This window comes from Mesorhizobium sp. M0185 (assembly GCF_040322175.1).
GTDB lineage: Bacteria > Pseudomonadota > Alphaproteobacteria > Rhizobiales > Rhizobiaceae > Mesorhizobium.
In genome coordinates, this window is record NZ_JAMYSY010000052.1 from 1 (window position 1) to 13161 (window position 13161).

13 protein-coding genes and 1 pseudogene are annotated in these 13161 nt (G+C 63.5%); 9 read left to right on the top strand and 5 right to left on the bottom strand.

Going from position 1 to position 13161, the window contains the following annotated elements:
• Positions 1 to 202 precede the first annotated feature (202 nt).
• From NKJ20_RS28275 to NKJ20_RS28285, 3 genes and pseudogenes are all read left to right on the top strand, one after another.
• On the top strand, positions 203 to 391 hold the full coding sequence (locus tag NKJ20_RS28275) for a hypothetical protein (RefSeq protein WP_352450355.1): 189 nt from the start codon (positions 203 to 205) through the stop codon (positions 389 to 391).
• Between the two features lie 186 nt (positions 392 to 577).
• On the top strand, positions 578 to 841 hold the full coding sequence (locus NKJ20_RS28280) for a DUF1612 domain-containing protein (RefSeq protein ID WP_352450356.1): 264 nt from the start codon (positions 578 to 580) through the stop codon (positions 839 to 841).
• Positions 790 to 942: pseudogene (locus tag NKJ20_RS28285) on the top strand (transposase); the annotation flags it as partial. The gene NKJ20_RS28280 and the pseudogene NKJ20_RS28285, both read left to right, overlap by 52 nt.
• Before the next feature lie 470 nt (positions 943 to 1412).
• Here the strand turns inward: NKJ20_RS28285 and NKJ20_RS28290 are convergent.
• Together NKJ20_RS28290 and NKJ20_RS28295 are read right to left on the bottom strand one after the other, a co-directional pair.
• Positions 1413 to 1859, bottom strand: coding sequence for a hypothetical protein (locus NKJ20_RS28290; protein WP_352450357.1), 447 nt, complete (start codon positions 1857 to 1859; stop codon positions 1413 to 1415).
• A gap of 69 nt (positions 1860 to 1928) precedes the next feature.
• Positions 1929 to 2552, bottom strand: a complete 624-nt coding sequence (locus tag NKJ20_RS28295; RefSeq protein ID WP_352748629.1) for an oxygenase MpaB family protein — start codon at positions 2550 to 2552, stop codon at positions 1929 to 1931.
• Positions 2553 to 3107: 555 nt separating this feature from the next.
• Here NKJ20_RS28295 and NKJ20_RS28300 point away from each other — a divergent pair.
• From NKJ20_RS28300 to NKJ20_RS28325, 6 genes are all read left to right on the top strand, one after another.
• Positions 3108 to 5546, top strand: coding sequence for a hybrid sensor histidine kinase/response regulator (locus NKJ20_RS28300; RefSeq protein ID WP_352748632.1), 2439 nt, complete (start codon positions 3108 to 3110; stop codon positions 5544 to 5546).
• A gap of 5 nt (positions 5547 to 5551) precedes the next feature.
• On the top strand, positions 5552 to 5938 hold the full coding sequence (locus NKJ20_RS28305; RefSeq protein ID WP_352450414.1) for a response regulator: 387 nt from the start codon (positions 5552 to 5554) through the stop codon (positions 5936 to 5938).
• 102 nt (positions 5939 to 6040) lie between these two features.
• Complete coding sequence (locus NKJ20_RS28310) at positions 6041 to 6583, top strand: response regulator transcription factor (protein ID WP_352748635.1); 543 nt, start codon at positions 6041 to 6043, stop codon at positions 6581 to 6583.
• Positions 6583 to 8337, top strand: coding sequence for a YaiO family outer membrane beta-barrel protein (locus tag NKJ20_RS28315; protein WP_352450361.1), 1755 nt, complete (start codon positions 6583 to 6585; stop codon positions 8335 to 8337). Before NKJ20_RS28310 ends, NKJ20_RS28315 begins: the two co-directional genes overlap by 1 nt.
• A 2-nt stretch (positions 8338 to 8339) precedes the next feature.
• Complete coding sequence (locus NKJ20_RS28320; protein ID WP_352748638.1) at positions 8340 to 9377, top strand: HEAT repeat domain-containing protein; 1038 nt, start codon at positions 8340 to 8342, stop codon at positions 9375 to 9377.
• A complete protein-coding gene (locus tag NKJ20_RS28325; protein WP_352748641.1) occupies positions 9374 to 10801 on the top strand; it encodes a glycosyltransferase family 2 protein in 1428 nt (475 codons plus the stop codon). The genes NKJ20_RS28320 and NKJ20_RS28325 overlap by 4 nt, the downstream gene beginning before the upstream one ends.
• Positions 10802 to 10816: 15 nt before the next feature.
• On the opposite strand, the gene NKJ20_RS28330 is transcribed toward NKJ20_RS28325, so the two are convergent.
• From NKJ20_RS28330 to NKJ20_RS28340, 3 genes are all read right to left on the bottom strand, one after another.
• Positions 10817 to 11140, bottom strand: a complete 324-nt coding sequence (locus tag NKJ20_RS28330) for an Hpt domain-containing protein (protein ID WP_352450415.1) — start codon at positions 11138 to 11140, stop codon at positions 10817 to 10819.
• Between the two features lie 68 nt (positions 11141 to 11208).
• On the bottom strand, positions 11209 to 11598 hold the full coding sequence (locus tag NKJ20_RS28335; RefSeq protein ID WP_352450364.1) for a diguanylate cyclase: 390 nt from the start codon (positions 11596 to 11598) through the stop codon (positions 11209 to 11211).
• Between the two features lie 812 nt (positions 11599 to 12410).
• The gene (locus NKJ20_RS28340) at positions 12411 to 12788 is read right to left on the bottom strand and encodes a hypothetical protein (protein WP_352450365.1); all 378 of its coding nucleotides are present in this window, start codon (positions 12786 to 12788) and stop codon (positions 12411 to 12413) included.
• Positions 12789 to 13161: the final 373 nt, after the last annotated feature.

Genomic DNA, 13161 nt, shown 5'->3' on the forward strand with positions numbered 1-13161 from the left:
TCTTCGGGAAGGGCGCTCGCTGCGCGGTTCCGGCAAGGCCGGTCTTCATCATCGCCAACGCGGCGAAGGTCTTCTGTCACGCTATATAGGAACGGAGTGCGTCAAAATTCAGGGCGAGCGCTAAATGTAGTATCTGAGTTGCAGAAAGGACACGTTTAGGCGAGTATCGACTAAAGCACGAAACCTTCTATCGGGGGAATGGATGTCCGCAGAAAACGAGTTGGCTGGCATCACGACTGATATTGGCAAGATTTTCGGAAAGATCACTATCAATGAATTGCCGACACAACTTTATGCCCCGCGGCTAAAGCGGCTGGCGATTGAGGCCAATGCAATTCTGGATTCGCATTTTGGGCTAGCCAATTCAGGGGCCTGCAACCGGCTCGGTTGAAGCCGATGGTCGGGATGATGCTGAGGACCACTTTCTGGCTGAAGAGTTTGCCGAGATCGATGCTGTCCTGGCGCGCTCGTCAAAGCTCCTGAGTGGCGCCGACGTGCCGGCGAGGGCACAGCGTTCGGACGACCGGCCGGACCTGATCTACGATCTCGACTGGAATGAAGAAGAACGGCTGGCCGAATGGCAGGCCGTCATCGCCGAACGCGAGACCTGCCGGTCGTCCTGCGCGGCGCGATCCTCCTCGAGGCCTGGTCCGAAATCGAGGTGCTGCAGCATGCCGCCTGGCTCGGGCCGCTGCTGGAGGCCGCGCTGCTGCGGCGGGAGGGCCTTGCCGCCAACCATCTCGCCTGCCTGCATCTCGGCGCCAAAAACATTCCGCGCGAGCGGCGACGGGGGGGCGCATCGGCATCACCGCAGTGCTCCATACCTGGGGCTCGGCGATAACACACCATCCGCACGTGCACATGATCGTGCCGGGCGGTGGCATCTCGCCGGACGGAAGCCGGTGGATATCGTCACGTCCGGCCTTCCTGCTGCCGGTGCGCTGGTAGTCCCAGCCCCAAGGGTAGGTCTGGTTCGTCATAGGATCGTGGCGATCTCGCGGGTCTTGGAAGAATTGTGGCGCGTTCTGACCCATGCCCCGCAAGATCAGGCACTGCGCTGATGGATCCCGCCAATTTCGAGGACGGGCGGCAGCTCCAGTCGGTCGCCGAGATCAGGGCCGGCCTTGGCCCCATTTGAGGAGAGTGGCAGCGATGCTTCAATGACGGCTGAAACAGATTGCCGTAAAGCCGCACCACAGCATAAAGTTGACCAAGGGCCGCACCGCGGCCTGATCAGGTCAAATCGTGGCGTGGTCATGGTCCGCGACCGAACTGGTCTCATCACCTTGGCAAACAGCTCATATGACCAGCCCGAGGCGGTATGCCCGCCTGGTGGGTGAGCCGGCGTCGGCATGATCTCAGGGCAATGACCGCTTCACTCCTCACCGGCTTGGCAGGATGGGAAAAGTTTTTTAAGCCGGCTGGCGCAGCCACTGCCGGTCGAAGGTCTCGAGGATGGCGTGGAACTCGGCAGGCGGGATCTGGCTGGGGCCGCCGTCGCGCCTGTCTCCGATGAGGAATTGCGCGAGCTGCCGGTCGACCGCTTCCGGCCGCTCGATGATGAGGCCGAGCGCTGCCAGGTCCTCGGCGATCGATCTGTCAGACGAGAGATATCCGCCCCATGCCTCGGGCGCCGGATCGTGCAAGCGCACGATCAGTATTCTGGTCAGCGAAGGCTTTGGCTCCGGGCCGATGATGGCACCGCCACACATATAGCCGCCGAGCACGCTTCCCGGCTGCGACTGCGGGAACAGGCAGAAGAAGAAGTGGGCGTCGCCGTCGGTCTCCTTCAGATGCACATAGAGGCCGCGTTTTGCCAGCGAGACCTGCCCGCTGATCAGCAGTTGGCCGGTTGGCAATATCTCTCGATGGGAGGCGGTCAGGCCGTGCCCCTCCGGCCCGGCTTTTTATCGACAGACTGCCCCTGATCAGCTGGCCGTGATGATAGGGCGACAGAGCCTGCGAATAACACGCGTAGGCTCCGGCCAGGGCGGCGCCAACGCTTCGGTTCTCATGCGCGGAGGTCTTCGGTGGTCCACCGGCGCGGCGCTCCAGTTCGGCCATGCCGATGCCGTGGCGGGCGCAGATTGCCGCCGTAAAGGCTGGGAGGTCGCTCTCGGCAATCCAGGCGCCGGGCTGCTCCAGGCCAAGAAGCTTCGACCAGTCATCATAGACGCTGAGCTCGCGCGGCTGCGCGCGACCCTGCAACCATTTGTCAGCGCGCCCGAGATCGAACGCCGTTTTCGGGTTGATAGCCCGGAATGCCGCCGGAGCGCGTGGGAGCGGAATGTGCTGTGCTGCCAAATGGCGTCGCGAACGCGCGGCTCTGCCAATTCGAGCAGCACCGCAGTAACCCCGCCGATGAACAGCGCAATAGGATTCTTGAAAATACGCCAGGACACCGAGTTGGGCGGTAACAGCGCCGGCTCGCCTTGCGGGATCAAGAAGTCCATCTGAGATCCGAGCCGCTGGCGCATGAACGAGTGCCCAAGAGTATCCACACGACGCTCAAGCGGGCGAGGCAGAGGAATGATGCCCGAGTTGCCAAACATGGTACGCCTCCAACTCCTGGGAACAAAAAGCGTTAGACCTGTGGCTAGCGGATGCAATATGCACGAACGTCTTTGGTCTTCCCGTCGTTCCAAATCCCAGTTCGAGGGCGGCGTCCTGTCCGACAAGCGGGCGCTGCGCACGAGCGGGCATCGGCTACCATGGGTCCTTTCATCCTGATGCGATTACGATTCGGTCGGGCGCGCCAATAGCTGCTCCCGTCACGAAGACTGCGGAGACACGGGGTGGGTATGAGCGTAGCGCGTATGCAGGACTGGACGCAGGATTGGCGTCGCGGAGGGCCGCTTTGCGCCTAACGACGGCCATAGGGGCGTCTTTTGCCTCCGCTCGGAAGCAGACGCCGGAGAACAACCAATAGTCAATACCGAAGCTGGAGCCTGAGCCAAAGAGATGCCCGAGGAGCGTACAGCAACTAAGACGCCTGCCAAATCGTCCCGTCGGGCTGCTATCGGTCCGATACCGTCGGCTAGCGCGCACCCTTTTTAGAGCTTGGATAGGTTTTGCCGATATCTATCGGTAAAAGGAGCCGGAAAGTCATGACCGAGATCTGGCACTCACTCCTCGCCAATCTTGCCCTCGTCTCCATCCTGGTCGTCGCTTGGGACCTTGTGGCGGATTTCACGGGGCGTCTCCCGCAGCGGGTACAGTCGCTGCTTCTCGGCTTGGTCATGTGCGCGGGCGCGATCATTTCCATGGCGACGGCTCTGTCCGTCTCCGGCTTCGTCGTCGATCTGCGGGCCGCTTTTGTCGGAGCCGCCGCGTTCTTCGGCGGGTGGCCGGCGTTGTTCATCGCCACCGCCGGCTCCATTGCCTATCGCCTCTATCTTGGCGGGCAGGGTGCCAGCGTCGGCATCGTGAGCATCCTGATCACCGCCGTCGTCGGTCTGGCATGGCACCACATCGTGGCGGCCCGGTCGCGCACCATGTTCGACATACTTGGCCTGGGCGTGTCGGTCGCGCTTGCCGGGCTGATCACCCTTCTGATCATCCCCCCGCAAGTCGTCGCCGGCTTTGTGCAGCAGAGCACGCTCCCGTCGCTGGTGTTCCGTTTCCTCAGCACCTTCATCATCGGCGTTCTGCTCGATCGCCAGCAGCGGCGGCGTGATCTCGCCATGTCCAACATGATCTACCGGGCCATGGTCCGCGAGCTGCCGGATAGCCTCAACATGAAGGATGTCGACGGCCGCTTCATCGCGGCCAATCCAGCCACCGCCGAACTGGTGCGCGCCGCCTCGGTCGAGGACCTTATCGGCAAGACGGATTTCGATTTCTACCCCAAGGACGTGGCCAAGCGCTTCAGGCAGGATGAAACGGGCGCGCTGGAGGCCGGGCAGACATTGCGCATCGACCAGCCCGCTCTCCTACCGGACGGCAGGCAGGGCTGGCTTTACACGCTGAAAACGCCTTTCCGCGACGAGGCCGGCAAGATCGCCGGCGTCATCACCTACAACCGCGACATCACCGAGCAGAAGCGCACCGCCCAGCTCAAGAACGATTTCATTTCCACGGTCAGCCACGAATTGCGGACCCCATTGACCTCCATCCGCGGCTCGCTTGGTCTGATCGCGGCCGGCGTGGCGGGCGAACTGCCGCCCAAGGCCGCCAATCTCGTCAACATCGCCCACACCAATAGCGAAAGGCTGGTTCTTCTCATCAACGACATCCTGGATATGGAGAAGATCGAATCAGGCGTGATCACCTTCAAGATCAAGCAGATGCCTGTCCGTCAGGTCCTGGAGCAGGCCATTGCCGCCAGTTCCAACTACATGGCCGACAGTCGGATCAGGATCGTTCTGGTCGACGATGCCCCGCGCGCCGAGGCCAACATCGATCCGGATCGCCTGCATCAGGTGATGGCGAACCTGCTGTCGAATGCGATCAAGTTCTCGCACACCGATGGCACCGTCACGGTGAAACTCCAGCGTCATGACCGCGACATGCTGCGCATCTCCGTGGTGGACCAGGGCGCCGGCATCCCCGAGGCGTTCCGCAGCCGCCTATTCGGCAAGTTCGAGCAGGCGGACGCCTCCAGCACGCGTAAGATAGGCGGCACCGGCCTGGGCTTGAGCATCGTCAAGGCTATCGCCGAAAAGCTGGGCGGCGCCGTTTCCTTCGAAACCGAGGAAGGCAAGGGAACAGCGTTTCACGTCGAGCTTCCCGAAGCGCACAGGCAGGCCGAGAAGCCGGTTTTGGTCGAGCGCCGGGCGCGCAAGCGCGATGGCCGCCTGCGTGTCCTCATCTGCGAGGACGAGCCCGACGTCGCTGCGGTGATCGCAGCACTTCTCGATGCTGAAGGCTTTTCCAGCGACGTCGCGCCCGATATCGACACCGCCAAGGCGCTCCTGAGCTCCCGCGACTACGTGGCGCTGACGCTCGACATCAAGCTAGCGGAGGAATCCGGCATCAAGCTCTTCTACGAGATCAGGGCATCACCGGCCAATTCCGACATTGCGGTCATCGTCATCTCCGCTGTCGCCGACGAGGCCAGGCGCTCGCTGAACGGCAGCGCCGTCGGCATCGTCGACTGGCTGGAGAAGCCGGTGGATTCGAAACGGCTTCACGCCGCTCTCGCCAAGATCGTCGGCCGCAGGATCGAGCCGAAGCCGCAGATTCTGCATGTCGAAGACGATGAGGGCGTGCTTGCGGTGATGTCGGAGGGGCTGGGTTCGAGCGTCTCGATCACATCCGCAAAGACGCTGCAGCAAGCCCGGCAGGCGGTCGCTCGCCATCGCTTCGACCTGGTCATCTTGGACATCGCACTTCCCGACGGATCTGGCCTCGACCTCCTCGTCGATCTGCCGCTCGAGACCGCGGTCATCGTGTTTTCGGCGGCGGAACTCGACCAGAAACTCGGCGACCGGGTGCAGGCGATCATGACCAAGACCAGGGCCTCCGAAATCGATGTCGCGAAGCTGGTCAGAAGCATGCTGATCGCTTCTCGCGACGGCAGCGCGCCGACCCCTGGCAAGGAGTGACGATGATGCCGGCAAGGATCCTGTATGTGGATGACGAGAACGATATCCGCGAAATCGCCCAGATGTCGCTCGAGCTCGATCCGGAATTCGAGGTGCGATCCTGCTCTTCGGGCATCGAGGCGCTAACCGATGCCGCCGATTGGCAGCCCGACCTCATCCTGCTCGATGTGATGATGCCGGATATGGATGGGCCTGAAACGCTGAGGCGCCTGGCCGATTCGCCGCTGACGGCCTCAATCCCCGTGGTGTTCATCACGGCGCGCACCCAGACGCATGAGGTGGAGCGCTATCTCGCCATGGGAGCCGTAGGGGTTATCGCCAAACCCTTCGATCCGCTGGCGCTTGCAGGTGAAGTGAGGAAGCTGCTCCCGCAGCGCGATGGCCCGGCCTAGACGCGCCAGGGGAAGGCGGCGGCAAGAAGCTGTCGGCAAGCGCGGTTTGCCGTTTGCGGCTCCTATACCATGGGCCGATATTCATCTAGTGATTGTATCGAAATGCAACCGTCGCGAATCAGCTTTATCTATGATCGCGCGGCGTTGGCGGGCGCGGGGAAAGCTGCGCGGAATTTCTGGCATGGACCACTTTGGCGGATCTCGGTTCATGGGTTGATCACTCCGGGGGGCGACGGAACCGGAGCAGGACTGGTGGATGGAGCGAAAGCAAGAGTTCTGATCTGCGATGATGATCCCTTGTTGCTCGAGCTGATGGAATTCAGGTTGAGGGCGAAAGGATACGAGGTCATCAAGGCGGTGGACGGGGCCGAAGCGCTGGCGAAGGCGGAGCAGGACCGCCCCGACATCATTGTGCTCGACGCGATGATGCCCAAGGCCGACGGCCTGGAGGTACTGGCCCGCCTCAAAGCCGATCCGGCTCTGTCGGAAACTCCAGTGATCATGCTGACCGCCCGCAAGGCTGAAAGGGACATTGTCTCGGCCCTTGAGAAAGGAGCCGACGACTACCTGGTGAAGCCATTCATCCCCGAGGAGCTTCTGGCCCGGCTCGCGCGTCTGATCTCGCGCAAGAGCGGGAAACGCTGATGAGGCGCAGCCGGCGCGCAGCTCTGGCCGTATGCCTGATCCTGGCGATCGCCGCGCCTCCCGGCGCCGCGCTGGCGCAGACGGTCGACGAGCTCTACGCGTCCGGCGTCAAGGCCAGGCAAGCGCAGCATTTCGACGAGGCGGCGGACCTTTTCCGGCGCGCGCTGGCGCTCAAGCCCGACAATGCCGACGCCCTGGTGCAACTCGGCTTCGCCGAGCTCGGCCGCGACAATCTGCCGGCCGCCCGGCAGGCCTTTTCCAGGGCGCTGTCCCTTGCCGCGACCTATCGGGACGCCAGCTTCGGCATGGCCGAGGTCGAGTTCCGCTCCGGCAATCCGGATGCCGCGCTGCCGCTCGCCGAGAAGGTCGCGCAGGCCGATCCCGGCAATGCCGACGCCGCAGCGCTTGTCGAGAACATCCGCAAGGCGAAGCAGGCTGCCGGCAGTGAGGCGAAACGGGCTCCCGCGGTTCCGGCGCGGGCAAAGGAACCGGCCAGCCGGCGGCCCGATCCCTTCGCCGGCCTGATGGAGCAGGGCAGGCGCCTGCGGGCGGCGGGAAAGCTGCCCGAAGCGGAGACGGTCTATCGCCGGGCGCTGAGGCAGGCGCCGAAGAACACCGACATCCTGGTCGCCCTTGGCCTTGTCGTCGGCTCCAGCCGGCGCTTCGACGAGGCGGGGCATTTCTTCGACCGCGCGCTTGCAATCAAGCCCGGCCTTCTCGACGCGCGGCTTGGCAAGGTGCGCCTGGCGATCTGGCAGGGCGATGCGCCGCGCGCCCGGGCGCTGGTCGACGGCGTGCTTGCCTCGGCGCCGGACAATGTCGAGGGGCTCGACCTGGATGCGAGAATTGCTCTGCTCGAGGTCGACTACAGGCGCGCCAGGCAGTCGTTTCAGCGCGTGCTTGCGGCCGATCCGCGCAACGCCGACGCGCTGGTCGGGCTCGGCGATGTGCGCCGCGCCGAGGGTGACGACGACGCCGCGCGGGAAGCCTATCGCCAAGCGCTCGCCATCGAGCCAGGTTCTGCCGATGTCGAGCAAAGGCTGGCCGTGCCGCCGCCGCGCAAATGGCGACTCGACCTCGGCGGCGAGGTGAGCGATCTCACCGATGGTCTCGGCGACTGGACCGACAGTTCGGCCGGCCTTGCCTATCGGCTGTCGCCGCGCACGACGATTTCCGGCCGTGCGCGGCTGGCCACCCGCTTTGGCCACACCGACGTCCAGGTCGAGGGCCGCATCGATCAGGCCTTCTCGCCGGCATTCTCCGCCTATGCTTTGGCGGCGTCGACGCCGGAAGCCGACTTCCTGGCGCGCTATTCGATCGGCGCCGGCGCTTCGTGGCAGCTCGTGGCGCCGGCAAAGGCGTTCGGCCCGTTGTCTCTGAACATCGACGCCCGCTACGACAATTTCGCCAACACAAATGTCACCAGCATCTCGCCCTGGGTGCAAGGTTATGTCCTCGACGGCCGCCTTGGGCTTTCCGCCCGCTGGGTGCATGTGCAGGACGATGTCGGCACGCGCGCGAACGGCTATGTGCTTCGCGCCGACCTTGCGGTGACACAGCGCTTCAATTTGTTCGGCGGCTACGCGGACGCCCCCGAAATCTCCAACGGCACGCTGGTGCCGACGCGCACCGTCTTCGGCGGCATTTCCTGGGACGTCAGCGACCCGCTGACGCTGCGCGCCAGCATCGCGCATGAGCAACGCCCGACATTCGACCGAAGCATATTCGGGCTCGGACTGACCGCGCGGTTCTGACCATGTGGTACATCTGGGATCTATCCATATTGCTCACCGCTCTTTCCCTGGTAATCATGCTGTTCCTGATCGCGCGCCGCGTGCTGCAGGAGCGCTGGGGCAGGGCTGGGGCCGACCAGCGGCGCCAGCTTCTGAAGGCGCTGATCGCCTTCACCGAAAACCGCGACCGCGAAGTCCTGAAGGCAGCGGTGCTCGTGGTCCCGGCGGGCGTGGCGATCAATGCCGGGTTCGAGTTCATTTCGCTGCTGCGCGGCGAGGAGCATGACGACGTCCTTTCCGCCTTCAACGAATGCGGCCTGCCGGCCCTTGTCGGCAGGCAGCTGGAAAAAGGCAACGTGGCCGATCGCATACACGCGGCCGAGATGCTGGCGGCGCTGCGTTCGGAAGGTGCGGTGGCAAGCCTGCTTTCGGCGCTCGACCACGACCGTTCGCGCGAGGTCAGGATCGCCGTCGCCATCGCGCTCTGCGATCTCGGCAGCCTGCCGCCGCTCGGCATTGCGCTGCGCAAGATCGGCGTGGCGGGGCAGCGCTCGCGGCGCCTGATCGAGCTTTTCAGGCGCTTTCCGCCGGCGCGCCTCCACCAGCTCGCGGACCATGCCGCGCGTGTTGACGCCGTGCCCTTCATTCGAGCGGCCGCGATCGACGCGCTTGCCCGCGCCGGCGGCTTTCGCTTCGCCGATTTCTTCGCCCGCCTGGCCGGCGACGCATCGCCCGAGATTGCCGCCGCGGCGCTGCGCGCGCTCGGCCTCACAGGACACGCCGACGCGCCGGCGATCCTGGCGACCGCAATGGCAAACGGCAACTGGGACGTGCGCAGCGCCGCCGCCGATGCCGCTGGCCGGCTCGGCCTGTCTGAACTCGCCCCGCCACTGGCCAGGCTGATGGACGATGAGGCGTGGAACGTGCGCTATGCCGCCGCCAATGCGCTGCGCTCCTTCGGCCAGCCGGGAGAGCGGCTGCTGCGCGACATTTCCGACAGCGAGGTCTCGCGCAGCCAGCGCACCGCCTCGCTCGTTCTTGCCGAGGGGCCGGCCTTATGATCGCCGACTGGAGCCACGAGATCGTTCTTGCCGCCACCATCCTGTCTTGGTTCATCATCGGGGCGGGGCTGGCGCAGACGATGATCTATTTCCTGCAGCTCGCCGTCGCAGGCTATGCGCTTTCCAAGCGCCCGCCGGTGGCGCGCTCGGCGCTGCTCTGGCACCGTTATGGCGACCTCGCGCCGCCGATCGCGCTGCTGGTGCCCGCCTATAACGAGGCGTTGAACGTGGTAGAGAGCGTCCATTCCATGCTCGCGCTCCAATATCCTAATTTCGAGGTGATCGTCATCAATGACGGCTCGAAGGACCAGACGCTGCAGCGCCTGATCGAGGCCTTCAGGCTGGTGAAGTTCCATCGGCCCTATGAGGAGGCGCTCGCGCACAAGCCGATCCGCGGCCTCTATTCCTCGCCGACGACCGAGCGGCTGTTCGTGGTCGACAAGGAGAATGGCGGCAAGGCCGACGCCCAGAACGCCGGCATCAATGTCTGCCGCGCGCCGCTCTTCTGCGCGATCGACGGCGACTCCATCCTCGAGCCCGATGCGCTGATGCGCGCCGCTCAGCCTTTCATCGACGACCCCGAGCGCACCATCGCCGTCGGCGGCACGATCCGAATCGCCAACGGCTCGAAAATCGAAGCGGGCAGGGTGCGCGAGATCCATCTGCCGCGCCGCCTGCTGCCGCTGCTCCAGGTGGTCGAATATCTGCGCGCCTTCCTCATGGCGCGGCTTGCCTGGAGCCGCATCAACACGCTGATGCTGGTCTCCGGCGCTTTCGGCGTGTTCCGCCGCGCAGAAGTGGTGGCGGTGGGCGGCTTCACCAGAGGTTCGATGGGCGAGGACCTGGACCTCGTCATCAAGCTGCACCGCCATATGCGCGACGCTAGGCGCAAATACCGCATTCAGTTCATTCCGGAACCGGTGTGCTGGACGGAGGCGCCGGAAACGCTGAGAGTTCTGGCAAGGCAGCGGACGCGCTGGCAGCGCGGCGCGCTCGAATGCTTCTTCCGCCACCGCGCCATGCTCTTCAATCCGCGCTATGGCCGCGTCGGCTTCCTCGGCTTCGGCCACATCTTGATTGCCGACGTGCTGGGGCCCGTGGCGGAGGTGCTGGGCTACATCCTGATCCCGGCCTTCTGGCTGCTCGGCATCCTGTCGGCCGAATATCTTTTGGCCTTCACCTCGCTCATCTTCACCTATGGCGTTTGCGTCAGCGTATGCTCCCTCATCCTCGAAGAGGCCGAGCTCCAGCGCTTCCCGCGCGCCCGGGACCTGGCCGTGCTGACGGCGGTCGCCGTGATCGAGAATTTTGGCTATCGCCAGCTCAACAATTTCTGGCGCCTGAGGGGCTGGTGGCAATTCTTGCGGGCAGACCAGAACTGGGGCGAGATGACCAGGACCGGCCTTTCCGGCGCCAAGAAATAGGCATGGCCGGACGCATCATTGCAGCGTCCGCTCGATCTCCGCAATTAGGGCATGGAGCGCGGCTTCGGCCGCCCCTTCATCCCCATTCTCGATCAGCAGCGTCTCCAGCGCGGACGCCCGCGCGCTGATCTCCCCAAACCCGAACGTACCCGCCGCCCCCGCCAGCGAGTGGGCGATACTAACCATTGCATCGCGGGTGGGCGGGGCATCGCCTTGACGTGCAATGGCCTTCAGCTCCGCGAGCTGATCGGCGCATCGGACAAGGAAACGCTGCCGGAGAGGGGCGAAAGGATCGTTTGAAATGAGGTGGCGCTCCTCCTGGATCGTTTCGGCGGGTATTCAAGCAGAAAGCGGCTTGGGTCGAAACGGACTGCTTGTCGCGCATGATCTCCAGGGCAACGGCCTTCTCATACACCATCAACCACGACGGGATCTCGTCCCTCCGACTTAGCACGGAATAGTGCCAGGCCGGCGGCTTTGACGAGATCATTCAGGCTCTCGTTCTCGTTGGGTACCGTTGTAGCGACGCCAACGCTGGTCACTCTGCCGCAATCGTGCGGAATGTTCAGATCTCGCACGCTTTGGACGAGCCGGAAGGCTATTTCGTTCGCATGTTCCATTGAAGCGTCAACCAACACGATCACAAACTCTTCGCCCCCATATCGTGCAGCCAGGTCGTTGGAGCGACCAGCGCCAGTTTGGATTGCGCGGGCAATTTGTTTGAGCACCTCGGCTAGCCGGCTGTAGCCGACCACATCCGAGACCAGGATCGCTGCTATTTTGCGGGTCGCACTCATCTCGTGCTCCCTCCATCCAGCCATCCAGTCTGGCACTACTGCCGACCAGGCGCGCTGTCTCACTGCTTCGAAGTCGCATAAAAGGCAGTGCGGAATGCACAAAGCAGCAGGAGAAGGGGGCTCCGTTCATAACGCGTAGGCCCCGCTAACACCGGCTGAGTCCGCAATTCAGCCAATCCGGCCGTTTCTGCCAAGCCAGCGCAGGCACCTTGCGGTTCGTTTCGCGCCGGTTATAAGGCCGGCGCCCTCGCCGGCTTCGTAGGGCACTTGGTGACGGGAGGTAGGTTGCCAGCCGCGTAAGCCTATACCAGTTCTTCCCGGGCCTTCTCGACGGCAGCTTGCGGCGTGTACATGTCGATCAACGCAGGGGTGCCCGACATGGTCGCTGGTAGCCTTCCGCTCGCAAGGCGACAGTGTATGGCCGCCGGCGCGTTCAGATAAGCCGCAGCCGCCGCTTTCGTCCTGTGTGGCCTCTTGCCGCCGCGTGGCTTGTTGGTGACATACGCGGGCCGCTGCTCGTACCAGCAGCGTCGGTGTAGGTAACAAGCATGCCGCCTTCGGCCTTCTTGCGAGCGCCGGGCTTTGTGTAGAAGTGCATGCCAGCAATTTCGGCCACATGGCCATCAAAGTCCGGTCTCATGCTACGCCCTTCAGGAGGCGACAACATTCCGCAAGCACAGCACATCACTCAGCCTAGCGGCTCGCTCCATCCCGTGCGCGGCCCTTCAATCCAGCCCAACGCCCCGGCATATGTCACGCTCTGACGGCCGTATCTGATGCAGAACCTCCGGCCACACTTCGTCGAGCCCATCCTATGCCGGCTCCACCATAGTTTCAGACGTCACCTCGTCGCCTGGCACGTCATGCGTCTCGGCGTCGTCGGGATTGGCGTCTCGCGGGTTAAGATAACCCTGCGCGCCTTCCGTACGCGTTTGGCCGGTGGTGTCGGGGATCTCTTGCAGCACGGCAAGCGCTGCGGCTGGATCTTCTTTGGCCGGCCAGTGCACCGCACGCATGCCGCCGCGGAAACGAGTGTTGTCATTGTCGGCACGGAGGGCGCCGGTGAATTCCCCAGGTTTGAATTCCGGCTGCCAGGCCGGGTAGTCCCATGATGCGATGCGCGGAGCGGGTAAAGAATAAATCCGAAGGAGGCGGGCGAGCACCCCTATGCCACCTTTCTTTCTCGCCATCTCGCTCGTTATTAATCTTGCCCTTTCGTAGGAGGGCTGTGTGGTGTTGGAAACAGGTGAGCAGCAATATTATCGGCAGCTTGGCGGCATGAAGAAATCTTAAAAAATGCACTCCGAGATACGTTTCTGGATGTGAAGCTAACGACAATCTTCAATTTGATTCGTATAGAATCGCGTGTTGTGAACGCGTAGTTGAGGAGCCCCCGAAATGAACGCAAAGCTCAAAAGCGAAGCCCGTCGCAAGGTAATTCTTCATGGACACCTTAATAACAACCGTTGAAAGATATTGCGACCAAGATCGGATGCTCACTGGCGAGTTTAAGAGTCAGCGCCAGTAAACTCAGTTGCACTCGAACCCCGACGGAGGCGGCGG